Consider the following 12,963-nt stretch of genomic DNA (forward strand, 5'->3'; position numbering starts at 1 on the left):
TTTGACATATCAGGGACTATTCCATTTCATCGTCCAACAAAATGGGTGCAGTACACACCCATCAGTTTTTTGATGTGGGACTCTCCACTGTTTGCCTCTTGCGAAAGCCTGAGGCAAACAGCCTCAAGCACCCGCCACGCACTCTATGTGTCTTCTTAAACTCTGTCAGAAAATGGTTTCATTTCGTGAAGGCGCCTTCCAGAATCAGACGTCTTTTACGCGCCAGGTCAGCATCAGCGTGACAATCGACGTTAGTGCAATCATCCAGTACACCGACCCATGTCCATAGCTTTGCGACAACGCCCCCTGAATCACCCCCGCCAGAATTACCCCCGTGGAGATACTGTTGGTAAAGAGTGTGGTCGCCGACCCCGCCCGCCCGGGCATTAAATCCTGGAACCAGAGCATCCCTATCCCGGCCACGATCCCAATAAACACAGCATTAAACAGCTGCAGCGCCAGCAACGCCTCTCGTGAATGGAAGAAAATCAGCCCCAGGTAGAAAAGCACTCCGGCCGCTACGGCTATCAGCATCATCCGGCGTTTCCCGAGATGTTTGACGTAGTATCCCGCCAGAATCATCGCCGGAATTTCCAGCCCGGCGGCCGTCCCCATTAAGATCCCCGCGAGCTTATCCGGCAGACCCAGATCGCTGCTGATCCACAGCGGCATATCGATGATATACATGGTGTTGCAGGTCCACATCAGCGTGGAGGCGATAAACAGCATACGGACGTTTTTATCCTGCCAGCCGCTCACCTGAGTAATGGGTTTATCCGCTGTCTGTTCGACACGCGCCACTGACGGCAGCACGAAGGCAATCAGTGCCAGGCTAATGGCAAAAATCCCCGCAGCGATGGAAAACATGGCGGTAAAACCGTAATTCAACGCCAGCATAAAGGCCAACGGCGGACCAATGACCCATGCAAGAGAGAGCTGCGCACGCATCACCGAGCTAAACATCACCACTTCCCGCGCCGAGTTGTCGGCATATTCCCGGGCAAGCGCGAACAGCTGCGGCATGGCTGTGTTCGCCAGTGAGGCCAACAGCACGCCGCAGGTGATCAGCGTCAGGTAGTGACGATTAAAGGCAAACAGCAACGCGTTACCCACGGCCATGGCGCAACAAAAGAGGATCAACTTGCGGCGATCGCCCTGGCTGTCGGATCGTTTCGCCAGCCCCAGGCTCACCAGGATCCCGGCGATGGCGTTCACGGTATAAAACAGGCCGACCCAAAACGGCTGCGCCCCCACCTCCCGGCTGAGAAAAAGACTCAGCGTCGGTGCCTGCAGCGCCCCCGCCACGCCCATCATAAAGGCCACCAGCATATAAGCGGCATACACGCCGTTCAGGCGTCGCCCCATCGTCATTAACCAGAGCATCTGCAAGTCCTTGTGAAAGCGAATCGAATTGGGTGAAAGAATAAACGAAAAAAGCCAGCAAAAAACATTTTGCTGGCGGGTGATAAGCACCAATACTCAGTCACACATGATCGAGGCGAGTTAGCGAGAAGAGGTCGGTTTCGTAACGTCCCACTGCATCAGTTCTTCTAACATTTTCAGCCGTTGCTCAGCACACTGACGGGCCAGCCAGGACGTTCCTTTTGTCGCTGAAAAGTACTGCTGATAAAACTGACGTGCGGTAGACCTCTTCATAATGTACCTCCTCACTTCATCGGGAATCATTATTGGCTTAATATAGGGATTAATAAATTGCTGATTTTTTGTCAGGAGTTCCTCTTTTATGCCTTCTGGTCGTCTGCAACAACAATTCATCCGCCTCTGGCAGTGCTGCGAAGGGCAATCGCAGGAGACCACGCTTAACGAACTGGCTGAACTCCTTAACTGCTCCCGACGTCATATGCGCACGCTGCTTAACACCATGCAGCAACAGGGCTGGTTAAACTGGGAAGCCGAAGCGGGACGCGGCAAACGCTCACGTCTGACCTTTCTCTATACCGGGCTGGCCTTGCAGCAACAGCGAGCGGAAGACCTGCTGGAACAGGACCGAATCGATCAGCTGGTGCAACTGGTAGGCGATAAAGCCGCAGTACGTCAGATGCTGGTCTCCCATCTTGGGCGGAGTTTTCGTCAGGGCCGCCACATTCTGCGGGTGCTCTACTATCGCCCGATGAAGAATCTGCTCCCCGGCACGGCCTTGCGTCGCTCAGAAACCCATATGGCGCGACAAATATTCAGCGGCCTGACGCGAATAAATGAGGAAAATGGGGAACTGGAAGCTGATATTGCGCACCACTGGCAGCAACTCTCCCCACGTCACTGGCGCTTTTTCTTACGTCCAGGCATCCACTTTCACCACGGCCGCGAGCTGGAAATGCGCGATGTCATCGCCTCACTGGAGCGTGCCCGCAAGCTTCCGCTTTATTCGCATATTTCGCGCGTTCACTCCCCCACCGCCTGGACGCTGGATATTGAACTGTCTCAGCCGGATAAATGGCTTCCCTGGCTGCTGGGGTATGTCCCATCAATGATTTTGCCAGGAGAGTGGGAATCGCTGCACAATTTTGCCAGCCAGCCCATTGGCACCGGGCCCTATGCCGTGTCGCGTAACACCAATAACCAGCTGAAAATTCGCGCGTTTGATGACTATTTTGGCTACCGGGCGCTGATCGACGAAGTGAATGTCTGGGTATTACCGGATCTCAATGAAGAGCTCAGCGCCGGGCTGACGCTTGAAGGCCCCACAACGGGCGAAAAGGCGGTGGAAAGCCGCCTTGAGGAGGGCTGCTACTACCTGCTGTTTGACAGCCGCACCCACCGCGGGGCCAATCAGGCGGTACGCAAATGGATCAGCCATGTCTTATCTCCTTCCAATCTGATTTACCATGCGGAAGAACAGTATCAGACGTACTGGTTCCCGGCGTACGGGTTGCTTCCTCGCTGGCATCATGCCCGGCCTGCCCACTGTGACAAACCGGCAGGGCTGGAGTCTGTTACCCTGACCTACTACCGCGAGCACGTGGAACACCGTTTTATCGCCAGGATCATGACCAGACTGCTGGCCGCAGAAGGCGTCCGGCTGGACATCAGGGAAGTGGACTATGACGAATGGCACCAGGGGGAACTGACCAGCGATATCTGGCTGAACAGCGCCAACTTCACCCTGCCGCTCGATTTCTCGCTCTTCTCACACCTGTATGAAGTCCCGCTGATCCAGCACTGTATCGATCGGGACTGGCAGCAGGATGCGGCGCAGTGGCGCGCGGGTGAGATGAAACTGGCCACCTGGTGTCAGGCGCTGCTGGCCGAACAGGCAATCGTGCCGCTGATCCACCACTGGCTGATGATCCAGGGCCAGCGCAGTATGCGGGGGTTACGGATGAATACGTTGGGCTGGTTTGATTTTAAATCCGCCTGGTTTGCGCCACCAGAGCCATAACACTTTCGTAATATTCGCCAAATCATTACAATATCGCCGTTCTCAACGGGGTGCTGCATCACTGATGTGCGCTGAGATAATACCCGTCGAACCTGATCCGGATAACGCCGGCGAAGGGATTTGAGGCTGTCGCTCAAAATCCTTTGCCACTCAACCTTGAGGTGCAAAGTGTTAAAAAAAGTGCTTCCCCTGCTGGCGCTGTTTGCGCTACCTGCTTTCGCAAAACCCGTCCTGACGGTCTACACCTACGACTCCTTTTCAGCCGACTGGGGCCCAGGCCCGGTCGTCAAAAAAGCCTTTGAAGCCGACTGCAACTGCGAACTGAAATTCGTGGCGCTGGAAGATGGCGTCTCGCTGCTTAACCGTCTGCGTATGGAAGGTAAAAACAGCAAGGCCGACGTGGTACTCGGCCTGGATAACAACCTGCTGGATGCGGCCTCGCAAACGAAACTGTTCGCCAAAAGCGGCGTAGCGGCAGATGCGGTTAACGTGCCGGGCGGCTGGAAAAACGACACCTTTGTGCCGTTCGATTACGGATATTTTGCGTTTGTTTATGACAAAAACAAGCTGAAGAACCCGCCGAAAAGCCTGAAGGAGCTGGTGGAAAGCGACCAGAAATGGCGCGTGATTTATGAAGATCCGCGCACCAGCACGCCGGGTCTGGGCCTGTTGCTGTGGATGCAGAAGGTATACGGTGATAAAACGCCGGAGGCGTGGCAGAAGCTGGCCGCCAAAACCGTGACCGTCACCAAAGGCTGGAGCGAAGCCTATGGCCTGTTCCTGAAAGGGGAGAGCGACCTGGTGCTGAGCTATACCACCTCCCCGGCTTATCACATTATCGCCGAGAAGAAAGACAACTACGCCGCCGCTGATTTCGCTGAAGGTCATTATCTGCAGGTGGAAGTGGCTGCCCGCACTGCCGCCAGCAAGCAGCCGGAACTGGCCGAGAAGTTCCTGAAATTCATGGTCTCCCCGGCGTTCCAGAATGCGATCCCAACGGGTAACTGGATGTATCCGGTGACCAACGTGACGCTACCTGCTGGCTTTGAGCAACTGACCAAACCGCAAACCTCGCTGGAGTTTACGCCGCAGCAGGTCGCCGCGCAGCGAGCAGCATGGGTAAGTGAATGGCAACGCGCCGTCAGCCGCTAATTCCCGGCTGGTTATTTCCCGGACTGCTCGCCGCGGTAGTGATGGTGGCGGTCAGTCTGGGTGCTTTTCTGGCATTGTGGTTTAACGCACCGGAGAGTGATCTGCTCTCTCTCTGGCACGACAGCTATCTCTGGCACGTCATCCGGTTCTCTTTCTGGCAGGCGTTTCTCTCTGCCCTGCTGTCGGTGATCCCGGCCATTTTTCTTGCGCGGGCGCTCTACCGCAGACGCTTCCCCGGCAGGGAGGCGCTGTTGAGACTGTGTGCCATGACGCTGCTCCTGCCCGTCCTGGTGGCGGTATTTGGGATCCTGAGCGTGTATGGTCGTCAGGGCTGGCTGGCCGCCCTCTTTAACCTGCTTGGTCTGGAGTGGACCTTCTCCCCTTACGGACTCAAAGGTATTCTGCTGGCGCACATCTTTTTCAACATGCCCATGGCGACCCGGCTTTTTTTACAGGCGCTGGAGGCTATCCCCGGCGAGCAGCGTCAGCTTGCAGCACAGCTGGGTATGCGCGGCTGGTCATTCTTCCGCTTTGTCGAATGGCCATGGCTGCGCCGTCAAATCCCTCCGGTTGCGGCCCTGATCTTCATGCTCTGTTTTGCCAGTTTCGCCACCGTGCTTTCTCTTGGTGGTGGACCACAGGCGACCACCATCGAACTGGCGATTTACCAGGCGCTGAGTTACGACTACGACCCCGGCCGCGCTGCGCTTCTGGCTCTGGTACAGATGCTGTGCTGTCTTGTGCTGGTCCTGCTGAGTCAGCGTCTGAGCAAAGCCATTCCACCGGGCAGTCATCAGATTACAGGCTGGCGCGATCCACAGGACAGCCTGCACAGCCGAATCGCGGATGTGATGTTGATCGTACTGGCCCTGCTGTTGCTTCTGCCACCGCTGATGGCCGTCATCGTCGATGGCGTTAACCTTAACCTCGTCTCCGTGTTGCAACAGCCCGTCCTCTGGCAGGCGACCTGGACATCCTTGCGCATCGCACTGGCTGCCGGGCTATTGTGTGTCGTGCTGACCATGATGCTGCTGTGGAGCAGTCGCGAACTTTATGCTCGCCAGGCGCGCAAAGCCGGACAAGCGCTGGAGCTGACGGGGATGTTAATCCTCGCAATGCCGGGCATCGTCCTGGCAACCGGCTTCTTTTTATTGTTCAACAGTACGGTTGGTCTGCCGGAAAGCGCCGACGGAATTGTGATTTTTACCAACGCCCTGATGGCCATTCCCTATGCGCTAAAGGTGCTGGAAAACCCCATGCGCGACGTCAACAGCCGTTACGCTTTGCTGTGTCAGTCGCTTGGTATACAGGGCTGGCGCCGGTTAAAGGTGGTTGAACTGCGCGCGCTGAAACGCCCGCTTGCTCAGGCGCTGGCCTTCGCTTGTGTGCTCTCCATTGGCGACTTTGGTGTGGTGGCGCTCTTTGGCAATGAAGATTTCCGCACGCTGCCATACTGGTTGTATCAGCAGATCGGCTCCTACCGCAGTCAGGAGGGGGCCGTCACGGCGCTGTTGCTGCTGTTGCTGTGCTTCGCCTTATATACCGTTATCGAAAAACTTCCGGGGCGCAATGTTAAAACTGACTGATGTCACCTGGCTCTACCAACACCTGCCTATGCGTTTCAGCCTGTCGGTACGCCCGGGTGAGATGATTGCCGTGCTTGGCCCAAGCGGGGCAGGGAAAAGTACCTTACTCAATCTGATTGCCGGTTTTCTGCAACCGGCAAGCGGGTCGATAATGATTGAAAACAACGACCATACCTACACCCCGCCCGCCAGGCGTCCGGTCTCGATGCTGTTCCAGGAAAATAACCTGTTCACCCATCTGACGGTGCGGCAAAACATCGCGCTGGGTATGGATCCGGTGCTGAAACTGAACGACGCGCAGCGCCAGAAGCTGGAAAAGATTGCCGGGCAGATGGGCATTACCACGTTTATTGACCGGCTCCCCGGAGAGCTCTCTGGCGGACAACGTCAGCGCGTGGCGCTGGCTCGCTGTCTGGTTCGCGAGCAGCCGATACTGCTGCTGGATGAGCCCTTCTCTGCACTCGATCCCGCGCTGCGTCAGGAGATGCTCGCCCTGGTACAGGAGGTCTGCCAGCGTCAGCAACTGACGATGCTGATGGTGTCACACAGTATTGAAGATGCCGCACGCATCGCCCCGCGATCGGTGGTGATCGCGGAGGGTCGGATCGTGTGGGATGGTGAAACCGAAGCGTTGATGAGTGGTAAAGCAAGCGCGTCGCACCTGCTGGGGATCCTTAACGGCTGACCACCTTCAACAGGATCTCACCGTACACCGGCATCAGCGGATGGCGAATCAGCGCGATCAGCGCCACGACGGCAACGCCCAGCGTCAGCGGCGCCAGCCACAGCAAGCGCGAACGAGGCAGATAGCGCGTCAGACGATCGACATTTGCTTTCGCGCTGCGCCATAGCCGCCAGCACAACCATGCAGCGAGCCATAACAGCAGCGCTGTTGCCAGCAATAACCATTTAAAGCCACCGCTCTGCACATCGTCAGGAATATCAATTGCCGCCCCCGCCAGGATCCCCGGCAGGAAGTAGAACGGCGGCCAGAAGACGCAGCCGATAATGTTCGGCAAAACGAATTTTGCGACGGGCAGATCCAGCATCCCGGCGACCATCGGCACCAGCGGACGCGTTGGCCCGACAAAGCGTCCGACGAGGATCGTAAACATGCTGTGCTGATGCAACGCATGCTCGGTTTTATCCAGCAGCGCTTTGTTCTTCTTCATAAAAGACCAGCGGTGCAGCGGCTTCTTGAAACGCCAGCCCAGCCAGAAGGAGATCCAGTCGCCCAGTAAGCAGCCGATCATACCGGCCAGCCATGCCTGCCAGAAATTGACCTCACCGCTGCCAATCAACGCGCCCAACGCCGCCATCATCACCGTACCAGGCAGGATCAGTCCAACCAGCGCCAGCGATTCCAGAAACGCCACCAGCGCAACGGCGATAAGCGAATACATAACGGACTGGGTAATAAAATGTTCCAGCAATGCCTGCATAACTATTCCGGTCAGAAAACGAATCAGGGATTCTGCTTAGCGCCCTGCACCGCGTCAAGACAACAATTGTCTGAATAGTTTACAGGTTGCTTCCACAGTTCACCTGCTTGTTTATCTTTTTTTACCGTTTATTCACAACCCGCCCGGAATTCACTGGGGCTGGCGCCAGTGCATTTTTTAAATACGCGGGAAAAATAGAGCTGATCTTCAAAGCCCACATTGCGCCCGACGGTGGCAATGGGCATCCGGGTGGTGCTGAGCAGCAGTTTCGCCTGGCTGATGCGCTGATCTTCGCGCCAGCTCAGCACGCTGACACCCAACTGCTGCCGGAACAGATGCGACAAACGCGACGGCGACAGGCAGACATGCTGGGCCACGCTGGCGATATCAAACTGGCTGTCGGCCAGGTGGTCGCTGATGTACTGGCAGGCATCACGCACACGGTTATCCAGCGGCGGATTAAGCGACGCGTTAATCGCCTCCATCCGGCGCAGTAACACCTGTTCAAGCAAATTAATTGCCAGCAGCTCAGCGTAGCGCCCACCAGCCTGCCCTGCCTCTATGATCTGGGCAAACAGCTCGCGGAACTGGGCCAGATGAGCGTCGTCCGGGCGGTAAAAACCGGTGTGTGCAAAAATGGCTGGCCACGAAAGCCACTCCTGCCAGTAGGCGCGGGGGCGGAAGTAGACCCACTGGTGATACCACTCTTTGGCATCCGGATGACGCCCGTAATGGTGGATCTCGCCAGGTGGAAACAGCAGCATATCGCCGGGACGACAGACGAACTGCTGATCGTTGTTTTTGATTATCCCTTCCCCACGTACGGTCAGGTTCAGAATGTACCCTTTCATCCCAAGCGGACGGTCAACGTAAAAATCGAGATATCCCTCAGCCTCGATAGGGGTCAGCCCCGCCACCAGGTGGGCGTTAAACGAATAACCCGGCAGTAAGGGATCGTTTTGCGTTTCGGCCATAGATTCAGTTCTCCCAACGGTACTGAAGGAAACCAATTGTCCATATCGTTAAAAGCCGTATAAAAATGGCCTGCGACGAGATCCAAAAAGCATCACGTCTCTTTTACGTCCGCCATATTTCAGCCTTTCCCCCTGATTTCTCCGCCAGAGTGGGCAGATAAGCAGTAACAAAAGTGTCTATAAGTGCGGCAGAAATGTCCACATTGAATATTTGCACGGCGTCACACTTTCCATCTCAACAGCAATTTAGTCCATAAGATTAGCGGATCCTGCCTGACGATTTTCGCCCCCAGTCTCTAATGTTCTCTCATACCTGTTTTCTGATGGAGCAACACCATGGCAATTGCGATTGGCCTCGATTTTGGCAGCGACTCGGTTCGCGCCCTGGCAGTGGACTGTACGTCCGGCCAGGAGATAGCAACCAGCGTTGAGTGGTACCCACGCTGGCAAGAGGGGCGCTACTGCGATGCGCCAAACAACCAGTTCCGTCACCATCCACGCGACTACATCGAGTCGATGGAAGCGGCAATCAAAACCGTGCTGGCAGAGCTGACTGACGCCCAGCGTGCAGAGGTGGTTGGGATCGGCGTAGACAGCACCGGTTCTACCCCCGCGCCACTGGATGCGGAAGGCCGGGTGCTCGCGCTACGTCCTGAGTTCGCCGACAACCCGAACGCCATGTTTGTGCTGTGGAAAGACCATACCGCCGTCGAAGAGGCCGAAGCCATCACCCGGTTGTGCCACCAGCCGGGCAAAACCGACTATTCGCGCTACATCGGCGGAATTTATTCCAGTGAATGGTTCTGGGCCAAGATCCTGCATGTCACCCGCGCTGACGCAGCGGTTGCACAGGCAGCCGCATCGTGGATTGAACTGTGTGACTGGGTTCCTGCCCTGCTCTCAGGTACCACCCGCCCGCAGGATATTCGCCGCGGCCGCTGCAGCGCCGGGCATAAATCCCTATGGCATGAAAGCTGGGGCGGTCTGCCACCGGCAGCCTTCTTCGATGAACTCGATCCGATTATCAACAAGAGCCTGAAGTACCCGCTCTTTACCGACACCTTTACCGCCGATATTCCGGTGGGCACGCTCTGTGAAGAGTGGGCAACACGCCTGGGCCTGCCGCAAAACGTGGCAATCTCCGGCGGTGCGTTTGACTGCCATATGGGCGCGGTGGGCGCTGGCGCCCAACCCAATACGCTGGTGAAAGTGATCGGCACCTCCACCTGCGACATCCTGACGGCGGATAAGGCCAGCGTCGGTGACCGCGCAGTGAAAGGTATCTGCGGACAGGTCGACGGCAGCGTGGTGCCGGACTTTATCGGTCTGGAAGCCGGGCAGTCTGCGTTTGGCGATATTTACGCCTGGTTTGGTCGGGTACTGGGCTGGCCGCTGGACCAGCTGGCGACCGCGCACCCGGAACTGAAAACCCAGATTGCCGAGAGTAAGAAACAGCTGCTGCCCCAGCTCACCGCCGCATGGGCGAAAAATCCGTCTCTTGAACACCTGCCGGTGGTGCTCGACTGGTTCAACGGCCGCCGTACGCCATTTGCCAACCAGCGTCTTAAAGGTGTTATCACCGATCTCAATCTGGCGACCGATGCCCCGGCCCTGTTTGGCGGCCTGATTGCAGCCACCGCCTTTGGTGCCCGCGCGATTATGGAGTGCTTCACCGAACAGGGCATCGACGTCAATAACGTCATGGCGCTGGGCGGTATCGCCCGTAAAAACCCGGTGATCATGCAGGCCTGCTGCGACGTGCTGAACCGTCCGCTGCAGATTGTCGCGTCCGATCAATGCTGCGCGCTGGGTGCGGCTATTTTCGCCGCCGTTGCCGCGGGCGTACACGCCGATATCCCGACTGCACAGCAGCATATGGCAAGCGCGGTCGAAAATACCCTTCAGCCGCGTGCTCAACAGGCGCAACGCTTTGAACAGCTTTATCAGCGCTACCAGCAATGGGCAAAAAGCGCCGAACTTCACTATCTCCCTGTCGCCGCCCCGTCAAAACACACCGCGGATACGACGGCAACCCTGACCCATTAAGGACACGACGATGACCATTTTTGATAATTATGAAGTGTGGTTTGTGATTGGCAGCCAGCATTTGTACGGACCGCAAGCGTTGCAACAGGTGACGAAACATGCGGAACACGTCGTGAACGCGCTGAATGCTGAGGCCAAACTGCCATGCAAACTGGTGCTGAAGCCGCTGGGCACGACGCCGGATGAGATCACCCATATCTGCCGTGACGCAAACTACGACGATAAATGTGCGGGTCTGGTGGTGTGGCTGCACACCTTCTCACCCGCCAAAATGTGGATCAACGGTCTGTCTATCCTCAACAAACCGCTGCTGCAATTCCATACCCAGTTCAACGCCTCCCTGCCATGGGACAGCATTGATATGGACTTTATGAACCTGAACCAGACCGCACACGGCGGCCGTGAGTTCGGCTTCATCGGCGCCCGTATGCGTCAGCAGCACGCCGTAGTGACCGGACACTGGCAGGATCAACATGCGCAGAAACGCATCGGCTCCTGGATGCGTCAGGCCGTTTCCAAACAGGATACCCGCCATCTGAAAGTGGTGCGATTTGGCGACAACATGCGTGAAGTGGCAGTCACCGACGGTGATAAAGTTGCCGCGCAGATCAAGTTCGGTTTTTCCGTGAACACCTGGGCCGTGGGTGACCTGGTGCAGGTCGTCAATGAGATCGGCGATGGCGACGTGAGCGCGCTGGTCGACGAATACGAAAGCAGCTACCGCCTCACTGCAGCGGCGCAGGTGAAGGGTGACAAACGCCAGAACGTGCTGGACGCGGCGCGCATTGAACTGGGGATGAAACGCTTCCTGGAACAGGGTGGCTTCCACGCCTTTACCACGACATTTGAAGATCTCCATGGTCTGAAACAACTGCCGGGTCTGGCAGTACAACGTCTGATGCAGCAGGGCTACGGCTTCGCGGGCGAAGGCGACTGGAAAACTGCCGCTCTGCTTCGCATCATGAAAGTGATGTCAACCGGTCTGCAGGGCGGCACCTCATTTATGGAGGACTACACTTACCACTTCGAAAATGGCAACGACCTGGTACTCGGTTCACACATGCTGGAAGTGTGCCCATCCATTGCCGTCGAAGAGAAACCGATCCTCGACGTGCAGCATCTCGGCATTGGCGGTAAAGCGGATCCGGCACGTTTGATCTTCAACACCCGTACCGGTCCGGCCATCAACGCCAGCCTGATTGACCTGGGCGATCGTTTCCGCCTGCTGGTGAACTGTGTGGATGCGGTTGAAACGCCACACGCGCTGCCAAAACTGCCGGTCGCCAACGCCCTGTGGAAAGCGCAGCCCGATCTGCCAACCGCCTCCGAAGCCTGGATCGTCGCCGGTGGCGCGCACCATACCGTCTTCAGTCACGCGCTGGATCTCAACGATATGCGTCAGTTCGCTGAACTGCACGACATCGAACTGACCGTGATCGATAACGATACCCGCCTGCCCGCGTTTAAAGACGCGCTGCGCTGGAATGAAGTCTATTACGGTTCGAAACGTTAAGTACGACGTGCCCGGTGGCACTGCGTTTACCGGGCCTACGATTGTGTAGGCCGGATAAGCGAAGCGCCATCCGGCGGGAGACAACAATGCTAGAAGATCTCAAACGCCAGGTACTCGAAGCCAACCTGGCGCTGCCTAAACATAATCTGGTGACCCTGACCTGGGGCAACGTCAGCGCCGTTGACCGCGAAAAAGGGGTGTTCGTCATCAAGCCTTCCGGCGTGGATTATACGGTGATGACCGCTGACGATATGGTTGTGGTCAGCATTGCAACCGGTGAAGTGGTGGAAGGGAAGAAAAAACCCTCCTCCGATACCCCCACCCATCGCCTGCTGTATCAGGCATTTCCGACCATCGGCGGCATTGTGCATACCCACTCGCGTCATGCGACTATCTGGGCGCAGGCAGGCCAGTCCATCCCGGCTACCGGTACCACGCACGCAGACTACTTTTACGGCACCATCCCGTGCACCCGCCTGATGACCGATGCGGAAATCAACGGCGAGTACGAGTGGGAAACCGGCAATGTGATTGTCGAAACCTTTGAAAAACAGGGAATCGACGCAGCACAGATGCCTGGGGTGCTGGTGCATTCTCACGGCCCGTTTGCGTGGGGCAAAAATGCGGAGGATGCAGTGCATAACGCGATTGTGCTGGAAGAGGTGGCCTATATGGGCATCTTCTGTCGTCAACTGGCACCACAGTTGCCGGATATGCAACAGACGCTGCTGGACAAACACTACCTGCGCAAGCACGGTGCAAAAGCCTATTACGGGCAATAAACTGTATATAAACGGGTCTTCCCTTGTTGTGGTGGCTGAAGGCATGATAATGGCGTATTAAATCGCCA

Annotated in this window: 11 protein-coding genes and 1 riboswitch; of the genes, 7 read left to right on the plus strand and 4 right to left on the minus strand. The window is 56.8% G+C overall.

Annotated elements, in window-relative coordinates:
* Positions 1–204: 204 nt before the first annotated feature.
* Positions 205–1,383 (minus strand): sugar efflux transporter, encoded by a 1,179-nt coding sequence (locus HX884_RS22500; protein WP_178328818.1) that lies wholly within the window; start codon positions 1,381–1,383, stop codon positions 205–207.
* Positions 1,384–1,503: 120 nt separating this feature from the next.
* Positions 1,504–1,656: a glucose uptake inhibitor SgrT gene (sgrT, locus tag HX884_RS22505; RefSeq protein WP_013095557.1), complete on the minus strand. Its 153-nt coding sequence runs from the start codon at positions 1,654–1,656 to the stop codon at positions 1,504–1,506.
* An 88-nt stretch (positions 1,657–1,744) separates the two neighbouring features.
* On the opposite strand from sgrT, the gene sgrR reads away from it, so the two are divergent.
* From sgrR to thiQ, 4 genes are all read left to right on the plus strand, one after another.
* Positions 1,745–3,400, plus strand: coding sequence for an HTH-type transcriptional regulator SgrR (gene sgrR, locus HX884_RS22510; RefSeq protein ID WP_095427990.1), 1,656 nt, complete (start codon positions 1,745–1,747; stop codon positions 3,398–3,400).
* A 36-nt stretch (positions 3,401–3,436) separates the two neighbouring features.
* Positions 3,437–3,537, plus strand: a riboswitch (TPP riboswitch).
* Between the two features lie 31 nt (positions 3,538–3,568).
* Positions 3,569–4,552 (plus strand): thiamine ABC transporter substrate binding subunit, encoded by a 984-nt coding sequence (thiB, locus tag HX884_RS22515; protein ID WP_013095555.1) that lies wholly within the window; start codon positions 3,569–3,571, stop codon positions 4,550–4,552.
* Positions 4,528–6,138 (plus strand): thiamine/thiamine pyrophosphate ABC transporter permease ThiP, encoded by a 1,611-nt coding sequence (gene thiP, locus HX884_RS22520; RefSeq protein WP_178328819.1) that lies wholly within the window; start codon positions 4,528–4,530, stop codon positions 6,136–6,138. Before thiB ends, thiP begins: the two co-directional genes overlap by 25 nt.
* The gene (gene thiQ / locus HX884_RS22525) at positions 6,122–6,823 is read left to right on the plus strand and encodes a thiamine ABC transporter ATP-binding protein ThiQ (protein WP_178328820.1); all 702 of its coding nucleotides are present in this window, start codon (positions 6,122–6,124) and stop codon (positions 6,821–6,823) included. The genes thiP and thiQ overlap by 17 nt, the downstream gene beginning before the upstream one ends.
* On the opposite strand, the gene HX884_RS22530 is transcribed toward thiQ, so the two are convergent.
* Positions 6,813–7,580, minus strand: a complete 768-nt coding sequence (locus HX884_RS22530; RefSeq protein ID WP_013095552.1) for a DedA family protein — start codon at positions 7,578–7,580, stop codon at positions 6,813–6,815. The two genes, thiQ and HX884_RS22530, sit on opposite strands and share 11 nt — an antisense overlap.
* Positions 7,581–7,708: 128 nt before the next feature.
* The gene (gene araC / locus HX884_RS22535; protein ID WP_013095551.1) at positions 7,709–8,554 is read right to left on the minus strand and encodes an arabinose operon transcriptional regulator AraC; all 846 of its coding nucleotides are present in this window, start codon (positions 8,552–8,554) and stop codon (positions 7,709–7,711) included.
* 336 nt (positions 8,555–8,890) lie between these two features.
* On the opposite strand from araC, the gene araB reads away from it, so the two are divergent.
* From araB to araD, 3 genes are all read left to right on the plus strand, one after another.
* Positions 8,891–10,600: a ribulokinase gene (araB, locus tag HX884_RS22540; RefSeq protein WP_178328821.1), complete on the plus strand. Its 1,710-nt coding sequence runs from the start codon at positions 8,891–8,893 to the stop codon at positions 10,598–10,600.
* A gap of 10 nt (positions 10,601–10,610) precedes the next feature.
* A complete protein-coding gene (gene araA, locus HX884_RS22545; RefSeq protein WP_020688483.1) occupies positions 10,611–12,113 on the plus strand; it encodes an L-arabinose isomerase in 1,503 nt (500 codons plus the stop codon).
* 86 nt (positions 12,114–12,199) lie between these two features.
* Positions 12,200–12,895: an L-ribulose-5-phosphate 4-epimerase gene (gene araD / locus HX884_RS22550; protein ID WP_013095548.1), complete on the plus strand. Its 696-nt coding sequence runs from the start codon at positions 12,200–12,202 to the stop codon at positions 12,893–12,895.
* Positions 12,896–12,963 lie beyond the last annotated feature (68 nt).

This window comes from Enterobacter sp. SECR19-1250 (assembly GCF_013391025.1).
GTDB lineage: Bacteria > Pseudomonadota > Gammaproteobacteria > Enterobacterales > Enterobacteriaceae > Enterobacter > Enterobacter cloacae.

What these genes read in the sequence shown, in the direction of transcription:
- HX884_RS22500 (WP_178328818.1), bottom strand. Translation starts at nt 1,383, where the DNA reads ATGCTCTGGTTAATGACGATGGGGCGACGCCTGAACGGCGTGTATGCC.
- sgrT (WP_013095557.1), bottom strand. Translation starts at nt 1,656, where the DNA reads ATGAAGAGGTCTACCGCACGTCAGTTTTATCAGCAGTACTTTTCAGCG.
- sgrR (WP_095427990.1), top strand. Translation starts at nt 1,745, where the DNA reads ATGCCTTCTGGTCGTCTGCAACAACAATTCATCCGCCTCTGGCAGTGC.
- thiP (WP_178328819.1), top strand. Translation starts at nt 4,528, where the DNA reads ATGGCAACGCGCCGTCAGCCGCTAATTCCCGGCTGGTTATTTCCCGGA.
- thiQ (WP_178328820.1), top strand. Translation starts at nt 6,122, where the DNA reads ATGTTAAAACTGACTGATGTCACCTGGCTCTACCAACACCTGCCTATG.
- HX884_RS22530 (WP_013095552.1), bottom strand. Translation starts at nt 7,580, where the DNA reads ATGCAGGCATTGCTGGAACATTTTATTACCCAGTCCGTTATGTATTCG.
- araC (WP_013095551.1), bottom strand. Translation starts at nt 8,554, where the DNA reads ATGGCCGAAACGCAAAACGATCCCTTACTGCCGGGTTATTCGTTTAAC.
- araB (WP_178328821.1), top strand. Translation starts at nt 8,891, where the DNA reads ATGGCAATTGCGATTGGCCTCGATTTTGGCAGCGACTCGGTTCGCGCC.
- araA (WP_020688483.1), top strand. Translation starts at nt 10,611, where the DNA reads ATGACCATTTTTGATAATTATGAAGTGTGGTTTGTGATTGGCAGCCAG.
- araD (WP_013095548.1), top strand. Translation starts at nt 12,200, where the DNA reads ATGCTAGAAGATCTCAAACGCCAGGTACTCGAAGCCAACCTGGCGCTG.